This window comes from Arthrobacter sp. R4-81 (assembly GCF_054792365.1).
Window position 1 is genome coordinate 4,057,087 of the sequence record NZ_CP096445.1, and the last position, 13,780, is coordinate 4,070,866.

12 protein-coding genes and 3 tRNA genes are annotated in these 13,780 nt (G+C 63.1%); 7 read left to right on the top strand and 8 right to left on the bottom strand.

Annotation, left to right across the window (positions count from 1 at the left end):
* Positions 1-478: 478 nt before the first annotated feature.
* From M1E05_RS18685 to M1E05_RS18695, 3 genes are all read right to left on the bottom strand, one after another.
* Positions 479-554 (bottom strand) — tRNA-Phe (locus tag M1E05_RS18685).
* A gap of 48 nt (positions 555-602) precedes the next feature.
* Positions 603-676 (bottom strand) — tRNA-Asp (locus M1E05_RS18690).
* Positions 677-785: 109 nt separating this feature from the next.
* Positions 786-858 (bottom strand) — tRNA-Glu (locus M1E05_RS18695).
* Positions 859-1,098: 240 nt separating this feature from the next.
* Between M1E05_RS18695 and M1E05_RS18700 the strand changes: the two genes are divergently transcribed.
* The 4 genes from M1E05_RS18700 to M1E05_RS18715 all read left to right on the top strand — a co-directional run bounded on the left by M1E05_RS18700 (position 1,099) and on the right by M1E05_RS18715 (position 5,077).
* Positions 1,099-2,088: a DMT family transporter gene (locus M1E05_RS18700; protein WP_461163854.1), complete on the top strand. Its 990-nt coding sequence runs from the start codon at positions 1,099-1,101 to the stop codon at positions 2,086-2,088.
* A 10-nt stretch (positions 2,089-2,098) separates the two neighbouring features.
* A complete protein-coding gene (locus M1E05_RS18705) occupies positions 2,099-2,524 on the top strand; it encodes a metallopeptidase family protein (protein ID WP_458113090.1) in 426 nt (141 codons plus the stop codon).
* 66 nt (positions 2,525-2,590) lie between these two features.
* Positions 2,591-3,511 (top strand): cation diffusion facilitator family transporter, encoded by a 921-nt coding sequence (locus M1E05_RS18710; protein WP_461163855.1) that lies wholly within the window; start codon positions 2,591-2,593, stop codon positions 3,509-3,511.
* A 186-nt stretch (positions 3,512-3,697) separates the two neighbouring features.
* Positions 3,698-5,077: a C40 family peptidase gene (locus M1E05_RS18715; protein ID WP_461163856.1), complete on the top strand. Its 1,380-nt coding sequence runs from the start codon at positions 3,698-3,700 to the stop codon at positions 5,075-5,077.
* Between the two features lie 43 nt (positions 5,078-5,120).
* Here the strand turns inward: M1E05_RS18715 and M1E05_RS18720 are convergent, their stop codons facing one another.
* The 4 genes from M1E05_RS18720 to M1E05_RS18735 all read right to left on the bottom strand — a co-directional run bounded on the left by M1E05_RS18720 (position 5,121) and on the right by M1E05_RS18735 (position 9,234).
* Positions 5,121-6,008: an ABC transporter permease gene (locus M1E05_RS18720; RefSeq protein ID WP_461163857.1), complete on the bottom strand. Its 888-nt coding sequence runs from the start codon at positions 6,006-6,008 to the stop codon at positions 5,121-5,123.
* Entirely contained in the window at positions 5,998-6,990 is a 993-nt protein-coding gene (locus M1E05_RS18725) for an ABC transporter ATP-binding protein (RefSeq protein ID WP_458113086.1), read from the bottom strand. The genes M1E05_RS18720 and M1E05_RS18725 overlap by 11 nt, the downstream gene beginning before the upstream one ends.
* Positions 6,987-8,105 (bottom strand): LolA family protein, encoded by a 1,119-nt coding sequence (locus tag M1E05_RS18730; RefSeq protein WP_461163858.1) that lies wholly within the window; start codon positions 8,103-8,105, stop codon positions 6,987-6,989. The genes M1E05_RS18725 and M1E05_RS18730 overlap by 4 nt, the downstream gene beginning before the upstream one ends.
* Positions 8,106-8,202: 97 nt before the next feature.
* Entirely contained in the window at positions 8,203-9,234 is a 1,032-nt protein-coding gene (locus tag M1E05_RS18735) for a universal stress protein (protein WP_461163859.1), read from the bottom strand.
* A gap of 437 nt (positions 9,235-9,671) precedes the next feature.
* Here M1E05_RS18735 and M1E05_RS18740 point away from each other — a divergent pair, with 437 nt between their 5' ends.
* The gene (locus tag M1E05_RS18740) at positions 9,672-10,304 is read left to right on the top strand and encodes an FAD-dependent monooxygenase (RefSeq protein ID WP_458114615.1); all 633 of its coding nucleotides are present in this window, start codon (positions 9,672-9,674) and stop codon (positions 10,302-10,304) included.
* A 58-nt stretch (positions 10,305-10,362) separates the two neighbouring features.
* On the opposite strand, the gene M1E05_RS18745 is transcribed toward M1E05_RS18740, so the two are convergent.
* Positions 10,363-11,034: a copper resistance CopC family protein gene (locus M1E05_RS18745; protein WP_461163860.1), complete on the bottom strand. Its 672-nt coding sequence runs from the start codon at positions 11,032-11,034 to the stop codon at positions 10,363-10,365.
* A gap of 110 nt (positions 11,035-11,144) precedes the next feature.
* On the opposite strand from M1E05_RS18745, the gene M1E05_RS18750 reads away from it, so the two are divergent.
* A complete protein-coding gene (locus M1E05_RS18750; RefSeq protein WP_461165292.1) occupies positions 11,145-12,587 on the top strand; it encodes an NCS2 family permease in 1,443 nt (480 codons plus the stop codon).
* Positions 12,588-12,761: 174 nt separating this feature from the next.
* Positions 12,762-13,778, top strand: a complete 1,017-nt coding sequence (gene hutG, locus M1E05_RS18755; protein WP_461163861.1) for a formimidoylglutamase — start codon at positions 12,762-12,764, stop codon at positions 13,776-13,778.
* Positions 13,779-13,780: the final 2 nt, after the last annotated feature.

Consider the following 13,780-nt stretch of genomic DNA (forward strand, 5'->3'; position numbering starts at 1 on the left):
ACTTGTGGGAGGGGCCTGGTGCCGAAAAATACGGGCATCCAGCAGCAAGAAAATTGTCGCTGCAACAAGGGCCGGCAGCGGAAAGGGCGGCATCAGAAAGGGCCAAGAGTGGAGTCAAAGGGAAGGGCCGACGACGGCTGGGGGGGAGCCTCGGTCTCAGAAGGCTCTGCCATCGTCGGCCCCGTCAATCTCCCCGGCCGTGACCTGGGAAACCCTCTCGCGAGACCTGGGCAACTGGCGGAACGGTCCAGGTTCGGTGGGGCCGCCACTAACTGCCGTTCTCAGTTAATCGCGCAGTGGCACCCCTCCACACGCGTAGTGTGTACTCGTTTTTTTGGCCCAGTAGAGGCCAGCACCACTTGCTTTCTCCGGCGCTCCTGGCCGTCTGGGCTACTGCCCCGATCTTGACCCTCGCGCCAACTTTGGATCGGCGCTTAAAGAAGAAAAGCACCAGTTCCGAAGAACTGATGCTTCCCAGTGGTGGCTCCGACCGGCGTCGATCCGGTGACCTTTCGATTTTCAGTCGAACGCTCTACCAACTGAGCTACAGAGCCTAGGTGACATGTCACCATGACAGCCGGAATTTCTTCTGGCAATCAGAGCGACCCTGACGGGACTTGAACCCGCGACCTCCGCCGTGACAGGGCGGCGCGCTAACCAACTGCGCTACAGGGCCTTGCTTTTTTCTTGCTTTTCTGCATCACCGATATGAATACCGCTACTGCAATTTTTCAAGGCTTTTAGCCTACCAGACTTTCACATCCGGTTTGACCGCGTTCCTTGCGTACCCCCAACGGGATTCGAACCCGTGCCGCCGCCGTGAAAGGGCGGTGTCCTAGGCCGCTAGACGATGGGGGCCAGAACTCAATCCGCCTGAACGAGGGCAAAAATTAAGGGCCGAAGCCTTCCGTTTTTGTCCTTTCGTTTCCGTCGAACTGGACCTATAAAACTATAGGGGCAACCCCAGGATTATCCAAAATCGGCGAGATGGGGCCCTTGTCACAGGAGGGAAGGGCTCTCCAAAAGTTGGCAGTTTTTCGGGTAGACGTGGCCGATTTCCGCCAGCCGTTCCATCCCCGCAGCGGTTAGATTTGCCTGATGGCAAGCACAGCCGAAACCAACCCCGCGCAACCGTCCCGCTCCCCTGAGGTGACTCCTGAGGTGACTGCCGCCGCGTCCGCTCAACAACAGCTACCCACCGGCACCGTCCCCACCGGCAAGGAACCCATCAACAAGCTGGGCGTCGCCGCCGTCGTCATCACCGTAGTCCTCTGGGCGTCCGCCTTCGTGGGCATCAGGGCCATCGGCCCCAGCTTCTCGCCCGGCCCGCTCACCTTGGGCAGGCTGGTGGTCGCCGCCGTCGTCCTGGGCCTGTTTGTGCTCCCCACACTGCGCAGGCTTCCCCGTGGCCGAGAGTGGTGGCCGATCCTTGCCTACGGTGTGATGTGGTTCGGCGGCTACAACGTGGCCCTGAACGCCGCCGAGCACCTCCTGGACGCGGGGACCAGCGCGATGCTTATCAACGTCTCCCCCATCATCGTGGCGGTTCTGGCCGGCTTCATCCTGAAGGAAGGGTTTCCCCGCTGGCTGATCATTGGGAGCACTCTGGCGTTCGGCGGTGTGGCCATGATCGCCGTCGGCTCCGGTCAAAGGTCGACGGCGGACGTGGTGGGAGTGTTGCTGTGCCTCCTTGCCGCCGTGCTTGCCGCCGTCAGCGTGATCATCCAGAAACCCGTGTTGAAGAAGTTCCCTGCAGCCCAGGCAACCTGGTTCGGGATCATGGTCGGGACAGTATGCTGCCTTCCTTTCACGGGGCAGCTCGTCACAGAGGTTCAGCAGGCGCCCATCCCGGCAACACTGGGGCTTCTTTATCTGGGAATCTTCCCAACAGCCATCGCCTTCACCACGTGGGCCTACGCGCTGTCCCTGATCGACGCCGGCAAGATGGCCGCCACCACCTACCTCGTCCCAGGCACCACCATTCTGATTTCCTGGCTGATCCTGAGTGAGGTCCCCACCATTTGGGGCCTTATCGGCGGCATCATCTGCCTTGTAGGCGTGGGCCTGACGAGGCGCAGATCCCGCTAGAGTTTCGGGTATGCAAGCAAACCTGCCGCCGGGCCTTCCGATCGTCCCGGATGGCGGCGATTCCGCACCCTTTCCAATGTCCGCTGAGGATTTCGAGGCTGCCGTAAGCGCCGCCTTGGAACGGATTCCCGCGGACATCGCAAAGGCGATGGACAACGTGGCGGTGTTCATCGATGACGACTACACCCCTCAGCCGGGAGAAGACCCGGACACCGTGCTGCTGGGGCTCTACGAAGGCGTCCCCCTGACCGAACGGGACGGCTGGTGGGACGCAGGATCGTTGCCCGACCGCATCACCATCTACCGGCAACCGATCCTGGATATCTGCAGCTCCCGTGAAGAGGTGATCCAGGAGGTTGCCATCACAGTTACCCACGAGGTTGCCCACCACTTCGGCATTAGCGATGAGCGGCTTCACGAGCTGGGCTGGGGCTGAGCGGAGCGCTGACTCCTGGGGGTTCGCCGCTCCGGCACCTGCACCGTTGGGACTAGCCTTGTAGGCATGGGACATGATCATGGCCACATACACGGGATGACGGCGACCGGGCGCCACCGAAACCGGCTGATAGCCGTCCTGGCTATCACGCTGGCAGTGGTCCTGGTTCAGATAGTGGGCGGAATCGTTTCGGGTTCGCTGGCACTGCTGGCGGACGCGGGCCACATGCTGTCCGACGCCGCCGGGGTGTTCGTCGCACTGTTGGCCGCGTGGATTGCCGCCCGTCCGGCCAGTGACGTCAGGACGTACGGCTACCAGCGAGCCGAAGTCCTTGCGGCCCTGGCCAATGCCCTGGTGCTCATAGTCATCTCCGTGGTGATTTTCATCGAAGCGATCCGTCGATGGGGCTCCGAACCTGAAGTCCAGACTGACGTCATGCTGTACGCGGCAATTGTGGGCGCGGCCGCAAATCTGATCTCGCTCCTCATCCTGCGCAGCGCTCAGAAGGAAAGCCTGAACGTCCGCGGTGCCTACCTTGAAGTGCTGGGGGACCTGCTGGGTTCGTTCGCCGTCATTGCAGCGGCCCTCACCATCATGTTGACCGGGCTTCAGGCGGCGGACACCGTTGCCTCAATCATCATCGCGATCATGATCCTGCCTCGCGCCTGGCATCTGCTGCGGGACGTGGTGGATGTCCTGCTCGAAGCAAGCCCAAAGGGTGTTGAGGTTCAGATGATTCGGGAGCACATCCTTTCCGTCTCGGGGGTGGTGGCTGTCCATGACATCCACATCTGGACCATCACATCCGGCGTGCCCGTGTTCTCCGCCCATGTGGTGGTGGAGGACGAATTGCTTAGCGCAAGAGGAGCGGATCAGGTCCTGGACAAACTCACCACCTGCCTCGGCTCCCACTTCGATACAGAGCACTGCACGTTCCAGTTGGAGCCTGCAAGCCATGCCGAACACGAGTCCCACCAGCACGCCTGAGACCGACACGCCGGGGCCGCTACCAGCCTCCGGAGCCCTCTGGTGTTTATGTTAAAGATGAGACTCTTGTTGCCAAAGTGGTTTGGGAGAACGTAACCTCGGGTTTGTTGCACCATTCGCCGAGGAACTTTCTGCGCGCAGAACCTGCACCTCGTCCGCTACAGCCCGACACAACGAGGTTTGCCCATGGCTTGGACCGGTTCCGCCCGAAGATCCGCCGTGCTGTGCAGCGCCATCGCGCTCCTCTTTTCCAGCACTCTGCCCGCAGCGGCCACTCCGACGAGCCAGGCAGTGGCTGAACAGGTCTTCACGACACGCTTTCCGGCTGCGCCTGAAATCCCGTCACCCGAAGACATCGCAGCTGCCAAAGCCAGTGAAAGCGCGACGGCGGATGAGGTCGCCAAAATCGACGGAATCCTTGCAGCGACCGCTGTCGAGCAAAACGTGACGGCTGCGGCCTCGATGCGCGCGAACAACGCCTACGGTGACGCGCTGGTAGAGCTCCGATCCCGCCAGGAAACCGCAAGCCTTGCCTCTGCCAAAGCCAAGGCCGCCGGGACCGAACAGGAGAACACCCGCAAACAGGTTGGCCAGATCGCCGCCGACCTTTACCGAAATGGCGGGCTCAACCCTGCCCTGAGCACCGTGCTCTCGGGAAGCGGCGAGAGCTTGCAACAAGCTGCCACCCTTGAGGCAATCTCAGCGAATCGCAGCCGCGCCTTCGAGTCAGCGGAAACAGCCGCGGCAGCAGCGGAGTCTTTGACCGCAGCCGCAGAGGAAGCGAACCAGGCGGCGGAAGAGGCGGCCAGGACCGCCGAGGACCGCAAGTCCGAGGCCGACCAGGCCCATGCTGCGCTGTTGAAGAGCATCGCCGACGCCAAGGCTCAGCGCACCGTACTGGTCAGCCAGCTCGCCTCTTTGAAGGACACCACTGAAGCGCTCGAGTCCGCCCGGGTTGAGGCGATGGAGCGGCAACGCCAGCAGGAACAACTGGCTGACGTCACTGCCGCCAGCCAACAGCAAGCCGCAGGATCCCCAACAGGGCAGGCGCCTCCTCCCCCGGCCGCTCCCCCGGCGCTGAACCCCGGACCTGCACCCGTCCCGGCCCCTGGAAACCCGCCGCCTGCCCCTCCGGCGCCGGCCCCTGCGCCTCCTCCTGCACCTGCGCCGGCACCGGCACCGTCACCAGGAGCAGGCGGAAACCAGGCTGCGATTTCCGCGGCCCTGGGTAAGGTCGGCGCACCGTACTTCTACGAATACGGCAGCGCGGGGCCCTTGGGTTTCGATTGTTCAGGGTTTGTGCAGAATGCCTTCGCTGCCGCTGGAAAGTATCTGCCCCGCACAGCAGCCCAACAGTTTGCCCAGGCACCCGGCCGTGTTCCTCTCGCGCAGGCACAGCCGGGCGACCTGCTGGTGTGGGGATCGCCGTCAGACTTCAGTCACGTTGCGATCTACCTGGGCAACGGGCAGGTGGTGCAGGCCTTAAACCCGCAGGCCGGGATAGAGGTCACGCCACTGAGCTGGATGGCGGGAATGCAGCTCTACCCCTACGCTGCCCGATACTGAGGCACCTCTGGCGCTGCCGCGTCGTCCTAGCTGACGCGCCTGGCTAGGACAGGATGTCTTTCGTCACGAACCGGCTGTAGGCGAGGGCGCCGAAGACGGCCATGTAACCGGCCTGCAGCCAGGCATTGCTGGCGAAGGAGTCCCATCCGATGGGCTGGCGAAGCAATTCAGAAAACCCCAGCCAATAGTGGCTGAACAGCCACGGATGCAGCCACTCAAGCTGGGGCAAGGCGTCCAGCACCTGGGACACCACGGACAGCACCACGGTGGCCGCCATTGCCCCGACCGGGACGTCGGTCAGGGTGGACATGAATAGGCCAATGGCAGACAGGCCCAACAATGACACGGCGATGTAGGCAGCAATCAGGATCAGCCTGACCACAGCTTCGGCCGGAGCTATGGTGTCTCCGGATAGCAGAGTCACCCGTCCTACCGGGAACAGAGCCGCACCGATTGCCGCACCGGTGAGGGCAACCACCAGGGGTGCGACGATGCAGAAAACCACTGCGCCGGCGTACTTAACAAGCAGGAGCTTGACCCGTCCCGCCGGAGCCAGCAGCAGGTAGCGCAACGTGCCCAGCCCAGCCTCGCCTGCTACGGTATCGCCCGCCACCACGCCCACGGTGAGGGGCAGGAAGAGCGGGATGGACACCAGCATTCCAGTAACGCCGACAAAAAGGCCGTTCTGCGTAATCCTGTCCAGGAATGCCGGGCCTCGCCCCGGCGGCACGGACGAGGAAAGCCGCACGGCGACGGCGATCAGAATCGGGATAGCCGCGAGCGCCACCAGCATGGCCCACGTCCGGCGACGCCGGAAGAGGACCGACAATTCGGATGCCAGGAGGGACCTCGCCGACGGGCGGCTCGCACTTTCCGGTGCAGCGCTGCCGTACTCACCGGTCACTCCACCGGTCAGGCTGTCATTGGGCAATGTCGAACCCCTCCCCCGTCAGCGCCACAAAACGGTCTTCCAGGCTTCCCTGCTCCACAGCGAAACCCCTGACGCGCACTCCGGCGTCGACCAAGGCCGCCACAATGTCCTCGGGAGCCACCCCGCCGTCGGAAGCCGCCATGCCGTCCAGGTCCGGAAGTGCCGCCGTCAGCACCCCTGTTGCCCTCGCTGAGCCGTCTGTAACCGGGGTGATGCCCAACCGCAGGAGTACGGCAGAGGCCGTTCCGGCGTCGGGCGTTAACAAACGAAGAGTTCGGCCGCCGGACTGACGCAGGGAAGCCAAGGTCCCCTGCGCCACCAGGCTGCCGGCGCTCATCACCGCGGCATGCGTGCAGATCTGTTCCACTTCGGCGAGGAGGTGGCTGGAGACGAACACGGTGGCGCCATCGGCAGCCAGGGAACGAACCAGGTGCCTCACCTCCCTGGTGCCTTGGGGATCCAGGCCGTTGGTCGGCTCGTCCAGCACCAGCAGTTCACGAGGAGACAACAGCGCGTTGGCGATGCCGAGGCGCTGCTTCATCCCCAGGGAATAGGCCCGGACTTTCTTTCCCGCTGCATGGGTCAGCCCTACCCGTTCGAGTGCCGTCTGCACACGCGCTGCCCGGGTTGCCCGGACAGAATGGGGATCGGCCGCATCGAAGCGGTGCAAATTAGCTGCGCCTGACAGAAAAGGGTAGAAAGCGGGCCCCTCAACCAAGGCACCAACGCGGGGCAGCACGTCCTGCAGTTGCCGCGGCATCTCCTGGCCCAACACGCTGATAGTCCCCTCGGAGGCAGCGGCGAGACCAAGCATTATGCGAATGGTGGTGGTCTTTCCAGAACCGTTCGGCCCGAGGAATCCGAATACGGACCCCTTGGGCACGGCGAGATCGATGTTGTTCACTGCCAGCTGGTGGCCGAACCGTTTGCTCAGCCCCTTGGCCTCGATGGCAAGGCCATCAGCCGAACCGGCACCCGTCACCTTGGCGTGGCTGCAGCCTGCAGCATCTCCACCGGAACTGCACCGACAAAGATCCGGCCATCGTCGGTGAGCAGCACGTTCAGTAGGGATGTCGACAGGACCTTTCCGCCAGGAACAGCGACCATGGCCTGCTGCAGCAGCGGCTCCCTCGTTAGGAGGCCTTCGGCGGCAAGGGCATCCTCTCCCACTCGGAATCCGACGACTGTCTCCCATCCCCTGCCGGTCACCTGGGGACGTCCGACGTCGGACCCGCCGGTGTGGCCGTCCAGTTCGGGATGAACTCCGAGGGGACGCGGAGGTGGCTGAACTTCCTTCACAGTGGTGCCCGGAGGCGGCGTGAACTCAAAGAGCGCCGGATCAGGGGCACCCAGGGTCAGGCTGCTGTAAGCAAGCGCGAAAGCCGGCTCGGCCTGTCCGCGGGCCGTAACCTGAAACGACATGGGCAATCCGTTCTCGCCGTCCACGGCTATGGACACAGAGCCCACCAACGTCTGCTGGGAGCGGGGGGTCAGCACCAGGTTGTACGCAGAACGGCCGGCCACCTGGACATCGGTTCCAACCGAGATGTCCGTACTGGGATCGAGCTTGGCCAGCAGCTTATCGGTCAGCTCCGCGGGGGTAGGCATGGTGGAGGAGTCCGGGAAACCAGGCTCAACCTTCTCCGCGGGCTCTTGCCCTGCCGGGGCTGCCGCCGGGTCCGGCAGCGTTACGTGAACCGCCGACTGGTCCTTCGAGCTGTACCACCACAACTCCCGTCCGTTCCGCACAAGATCCCGCTCGGCCATCCGGTCAAGGATTTGGATCCTCATTTTGGCGGGACCGTCTTTATAGACACGTGCGGTGTGCGGCCCGGAAAGGAGCTCAAGCCAGGACGTCTCCGCCGAAGCTGAGGGGCGAGTCTGGGGAACCTCAGGCAAGCCAAGGTTGGAAGTCTGCTCGACTGTCCCGGAGAGAGCCTGCACCTTGTGCTCGGCCACAAGCGCCAAAACCTGCGCAGGACTCTTGGCCGGGAGTGGATCCACCGCACTTGCCGGCAGAGAACCGACCGCAACACCAGCCGCTATGACGGCAGGAACCGCCACAGCCGGCATCCACCGCAGCAAACGGCGGTTCATTTCAGTCCCGATCCAACGTCGCAACTCATGGTTCAAGATTACGCCCCGAAGGTCAGGCATGCCTGAGGTTAGTCCACGTTGTTTCAGGCAGGTGCTTTCAGGCAGCTCCGAGCATCGGGCCGAACTTGGGCCGGTCTGCAAGCCGGGGGTCGTCCTTGTCCGGAACTACCAAAACCGGTCCCTTCGCGTGATGCAGGACGCCGTCGGAGGTGGAGCCAAGGAGCATGCCGGCAAAGCCGCCCCGGCCCCGGGTACCCACCACAACGAGCTCCACGTGTTTGCTCGCCTCCACCAATACATCTACCGGAGTTCCATCTACCAGCTGGGTCTCGATGGTCAGGTTGGGATAATGACTTTGCAGCCAGGCCACCCCGGCATCCAGCTGGACCCGGATATCAGCGAAGAGGGCTTCCCGGTCCATCGGCGCCGGCACCCACGCCAGAGAGCCGCTGTATTGCGGCACGGCGCATACGGCCCGCAGACTGGCGCCCATCCGTTCAGCCTGCGCAGCCGCTTCCAGAACAGCCACGCGCGCTTGTTCGGAGCCGTCGACTCCCACCACAACCACGTTCTCCACCGGCTGGCTCCCGGATTTCTCCTGCTCAGCACGGACTCGTTTGTCTGTGGTGGTTTCGCCCAGGCGTGCGGCGCAGACAAGCGGCACTGTCACCGTGGGGCACTTGGCGTGAGCGGGCAGCGCACTGCTGACCGATCCCAGGAGCCGCCCGACAAAGCCGCCGCGCCCGCGGGTACCGAATACCAGAAGCTCAGCCGTCTCTGACATCTCCAGAAGGACACCGGAAGCATCGCCATTCTCAACTGAAGCGTCCACATCAATATCGTAGGAGGACACCTTGTCCACGGCCTGCTTCAGAATGGCCTCCGCACCTTCCCGAATGACGGAATCGTCCACAGTTGCGTACCCGCCATCCAGCCCTGAAGCTGCGAAGATCGGTACTGAATATGCCGTCACAATATGCAAAGGACGACGGCGACGTTCTGCTTCGCGTGCAGCCCACACCAGGGCGCACTGGCTATGCTCGGATCCATCAACACCCACGACAATTCCCTGCGGGGCGACGACCTCGTCATCCCCCTCCGGTTCGGGGTGCATCTGTTGTCGGGCCATGGGGTCCGCCTCCTCGCGATACTGCCTGATGTTCCGGCTATTCTGCCAGAAGATTCAACCCTAGGATGACACTTAAGGCGAGGACCTGCAGCTACCCGGAAAAGCCGTTCCTGAAACTCACTATTCTCGTTTCCCAGACACTTGGCAAGAGCCCGTAACGGAGGGTTTGCAGGCAGGAAATCCGGCCGAAACAATGGGGCCGGACCTCCCCCGTCCTCCTGGTCGACACACCGAATGGAAGAACAGCCAATCTTGGGTGAACCCTTTCCAGAGCGGGAAAAGTTCTGTAGTCTTCGAGGCGTTGTTGAAGCGGATGCGTGTTTCAGAACATGATTCCAATTCAGTCAGGCGGCCGCACTTTGGGGGTAACGGAGCGCGTGCGGAACAGCACCGCTCCGCATTTCGAACCATCAAGGAGGATCCCGGTAGTGTCAAGCATGCCTATATACGACGGGGCCGAGAAGACCACCACGGTGATCATCGGCACGGGTCTCTCCGGACTGGCCGTTGCCAGTGAACTTCGCCGCCACGGGGTGGCATCCATCATTGTCGAAGGACTTGACGCCGCGGGCGGCTCCCCCTCACCCCTGACCGCTTCCCTCCCGCGCTGCGACGCCGGAGATGCCGGGAGCAGGCAGGAAAGAAACGAGATCCTCCGGCATCTGCGTAACTACGCAGCCAGCCATCACCTCGATATCCGCAATCAGACCTTCGCCGTGCAGCTGGACAGGATTGCACCCGGGGGCTCCGACGGTTCAGTCCATCAATGGGCCATCCACACCGCGGACGGTGTGCTCTTTGCAGACCACATTGTGCTCACCCGGTGCGGGCAAAGCCAGCTCCGCCGGATGTTGTCCGAGTTGGGAATGACCGTTGGCCAGAATTTTGCCGCGGCCATGCGGGCAGTAGGGATCTATCTGGTGGGCGTGGGCGAGTTGTTGGCTCCCACCCCGAAGGAAGTCCTCAGGCAGGCCAAAGTAGTAGGCCAGGCCATCGCTGCCAAGGTTCACCCGGACCGGGTTCCGTCCATCCTTACCGGCAGCTTTGCCGCCTTGCCTTCTCCGGCCTAGAAGTGTTATCGCTCACGTAAGTCAGGGCCGTGGCGTGAGCCAGGCCCCTGGCGCGCCCTTAGGGCCGCGAGGACGGCAACTGGTCACCCTGCTCCAGATCCTCCTCGTCAGAGGGAGCGAGCCGCCGCTTGGCCAGAACAGCGAGAGCCACCAGGATGCCCAGTGCAACCGCGGCGAAAATCACCAGGCTCCAAGGAAACGGCTCCGAAGAATCTGCCTCGAATTCTGCCGGTGGAGTAACGCCTGGCTGGGCGGTCCCAATGGTAGGGACGGCTCCCTGGGTCCCGGGCGGTGACGTAACTGCCGGCGTCGAACCTGCTCCGGGAGCCGTTGCGCCCGGGGTAGCAGCGCCGGAAGTAGCAGTGAAAGTGAAACTTCCCTCGATGGGATGCGAATCTGAGCTCACCACGCGCCAGATCACCGTGAACTGCCCGGCCGGGGCACCCTCTTTGAGCTTCTGAGACGCCACGTTGTCCACGATCTCTACGTCGCCGTCAGCCCAATCCGTTCCGGCGGCGTCATTAACCCGGATCTGCGAGCCGAGGGCCAACGGATTGTTGTTGAACGTGATGGAAACCTGCTCGGGCGGTGTCGGGACTGTGGCACCTTGCGCCGGGCTGCTGGACTCGGCCACGTCATGGGCTGATGCCGGTAAAGCCCCGAACAGCATGGTGGCGGCAAGAAAACAAAGGCCGAGGAAAATTCCCAGCGGCTGGCGGGTGAAACGCATGACGGGACAGCTCCTGTGTGTTGGCTTCCTTACAGACTAGGCGATTTTGTGCGTCGGCCCCGGGGCGCCCTAATAAGATTCAATGCATGACTTCAACGCGCGGTGGTCTCATGCTCAAGCAGGGCTCGGCCCTGGACCGGTACTTTATGATCTCGGAACGTGGCTCCAACGTGTCCCGCGAGATTCGTGGCGGCTTCGCCACATTCTTCGCCATGAGCTACATCGTGGTGCTCAACCCGCTGATTCTCTCCGGAGCTGATTCCAGCGGCGCCACCCTGGGCTTCCCTGCGGTGGCCGCTGTCACGGCTTTCGTGGCCGGCATCCTGACTATCCTCATGGGAGCGTGGGCCAAACATCCCTTCGCGATGGCCACCGGACTTGGAGTAAATGCTTTCGTCGCGGTCACTGTGTCCACCAACCCAGGCCTCACCTGGCCTGACGTGATGGGCCTCGTGGTCATCTCGGGCATCACCATGCTCATCCTGGTACTGACAGGGTTCCGCACGGCTGTCTTCAAAGCCGTGCCCGACGGCTTGAAGACCGCCATCGTCGTGGGCATTGGCTTGTTTATCGCCCTGATCGGTTTGGTAAACGCAGGCTTCGTGCGGCGGATCCCGGACGTCGCTGGTACCACCGTGCCGGTGGGGCTGGGCTTCGACGGAAAGCTCCTGGGCTGGCCTACGCTGGTGTTCGTCTTCGGCCTGATCCTGACCATCGCGCTTGTGGTCAGGAAGGTCAAGGGTGCCATCCTCATCGGCATCATCAGTTCCACGGTGCTCGCCGTGATCCTCGAATTCACCCTGCACATCGGCCCGAGTTTCGACGGCAAGAACGTCAACCCGCAGGGCTGGTCCTTGGTGGCTCCCACCTTTACGGAATGGGCGGCACCTGACCTGTCACTGATCGGCAAGGCAAACCCGCTCGGAGCCTTTGAGCACTTGGGCTTCGTGGCCGCCAGTCTGTTGGCCTTCGTGATCCTGCTGAGCATTTTCTTTGATGCCATGGGCACCATGGTGGGCCTGGCCAATGAGGCCGGCACCGTGGACGAGAAGGGCAACATCCCGAATGTGGACCGCGTGCTGATGGTCGACGCCGTAGGTGCCATTGCCGGTGGCGGCGCGTCCGTCTCCTCCAATCAGATCTACGTCGAATCCGGGGCAGGAATCGGCGAGGGCGCCCGCACCGGCCTGGCGTCGATCGTCACCGGTCTGCTGTTCCTCGTGGCCATGTTCTTCACACCACTGATCAACCTTGTTCCGTTCGAAGCCGTAGCCCCTGCCCTGGTGGTGGTGGGCTTCATGATGGTGTCACAGGTCGGCAGGATCGACTGGCAGGACTGGGGAATCGCCATTCCCGCCTTCCTGACCTTCACGCTCATGCCGTTCACCTACTCAATCGCGAACGGCCTCGGCGCAGGGTTCATTGCGTTTGTCCTCATCCGCACCTTCCAGGGCCGCAGCCGGGATGTCCACCCCCTGATGTGGGCTGTGGCAGCGGCTTTCCTGCTCTTCTTCGCGATCGGCCCCATCGAGCAGGCCCTTGGGATTCACTAGCATCCACCTGAGCCCCTCACCCCTCCTCCGAGAGTGCACTTCACGGCAGTCCGAGCCGTGAACACTGCCGTGAAGTGTATTCTCGCCGGATTTACACCGGCACTTTCCGGTATTCCGGACAGGGCGACGGCGGCGCGGCTGGTTTTGGCGCTAGCGCCGGTGTGAGCTTGGACTATGGATTTCACTGCACTCGTTGTGGACGTGCCGCCGCAGCTCTGGACGGGCCGTTTCGATGGCGAAGAAGAGGAACACCGCCGCTGGTGGCAGGTTGTCAGGCCGTACCCGGGGATCCCGCCTGCTGCGGCTGTCGGCGGAACGGCCACAGCCGCTGATGACGCCCTCCCAGCGACTTTTCCGGCCGTTCCTGACAGCCGTCCGGCAGTGTTGCTGGGTTTCAGCAGTGATGAAGGTGTCCGGCGGAACAATGGTCGCGTCGGAGCGGCTGCCGCTCCGGCCGCCCTCCGGGGTTCCTTAGGTTCACTCGCCTTCCACCTGAACCGCCAGGTCTTCGACGCCGGCGACGTCGCGGTGGCCGGCATGCGGTTGGAGGCGGGGCAGGCCCGCGCAGGACTGGCAGTGTCTGCAATCCTCGACGCCGGACATCTCACGGTGCTGCTGGGCGGCGGCCACGAAACAGCGTTCGCCAGTTACCTTGGCGTTGCGCATTCGGCGGCGGTACGCCAGGGCAAGCGGTTGGGAGTCCTCAACCTGGACGCCCACTTCGACCTCAGGGACCATCCAGAACCGACCTCGGGCACCCCGTTCCTCCAGATGGCCAAGGCTGAAGCCGCCGCTGGGCGCGAACTCAACTACACCGTCGTCGGGATCTCCGAGCCGAACAACACCGGGGCACTGTTCAACACCGCAAGGCGGCTGGGAGTGAAGTACCTGCTGGATGAAGACTGCTCGGTGGAGCGGACGCGGAACTTCGTAGCGAAATTCCTGGATGATGTGGACATCGTGTATCTCACCATCGACCTGGACGTTCTCCCTGCCGCTGTGGCTCCGGGTGTCAGCGCGCCCGCGGCCTACGGGGTTCCGTTACCCGTCATCAGTGCCGTCTGCCGACAGGTGGCTGCCAGCGGCAAGCTTTTCCACCTTGATGTGGCTGAGCTGAATCCGGCTGTGGACATCGATCAGCGGACCGCGAGGGTGGCGGCACGGCTCATCCACACCCTGCTTTCGAACTAAGA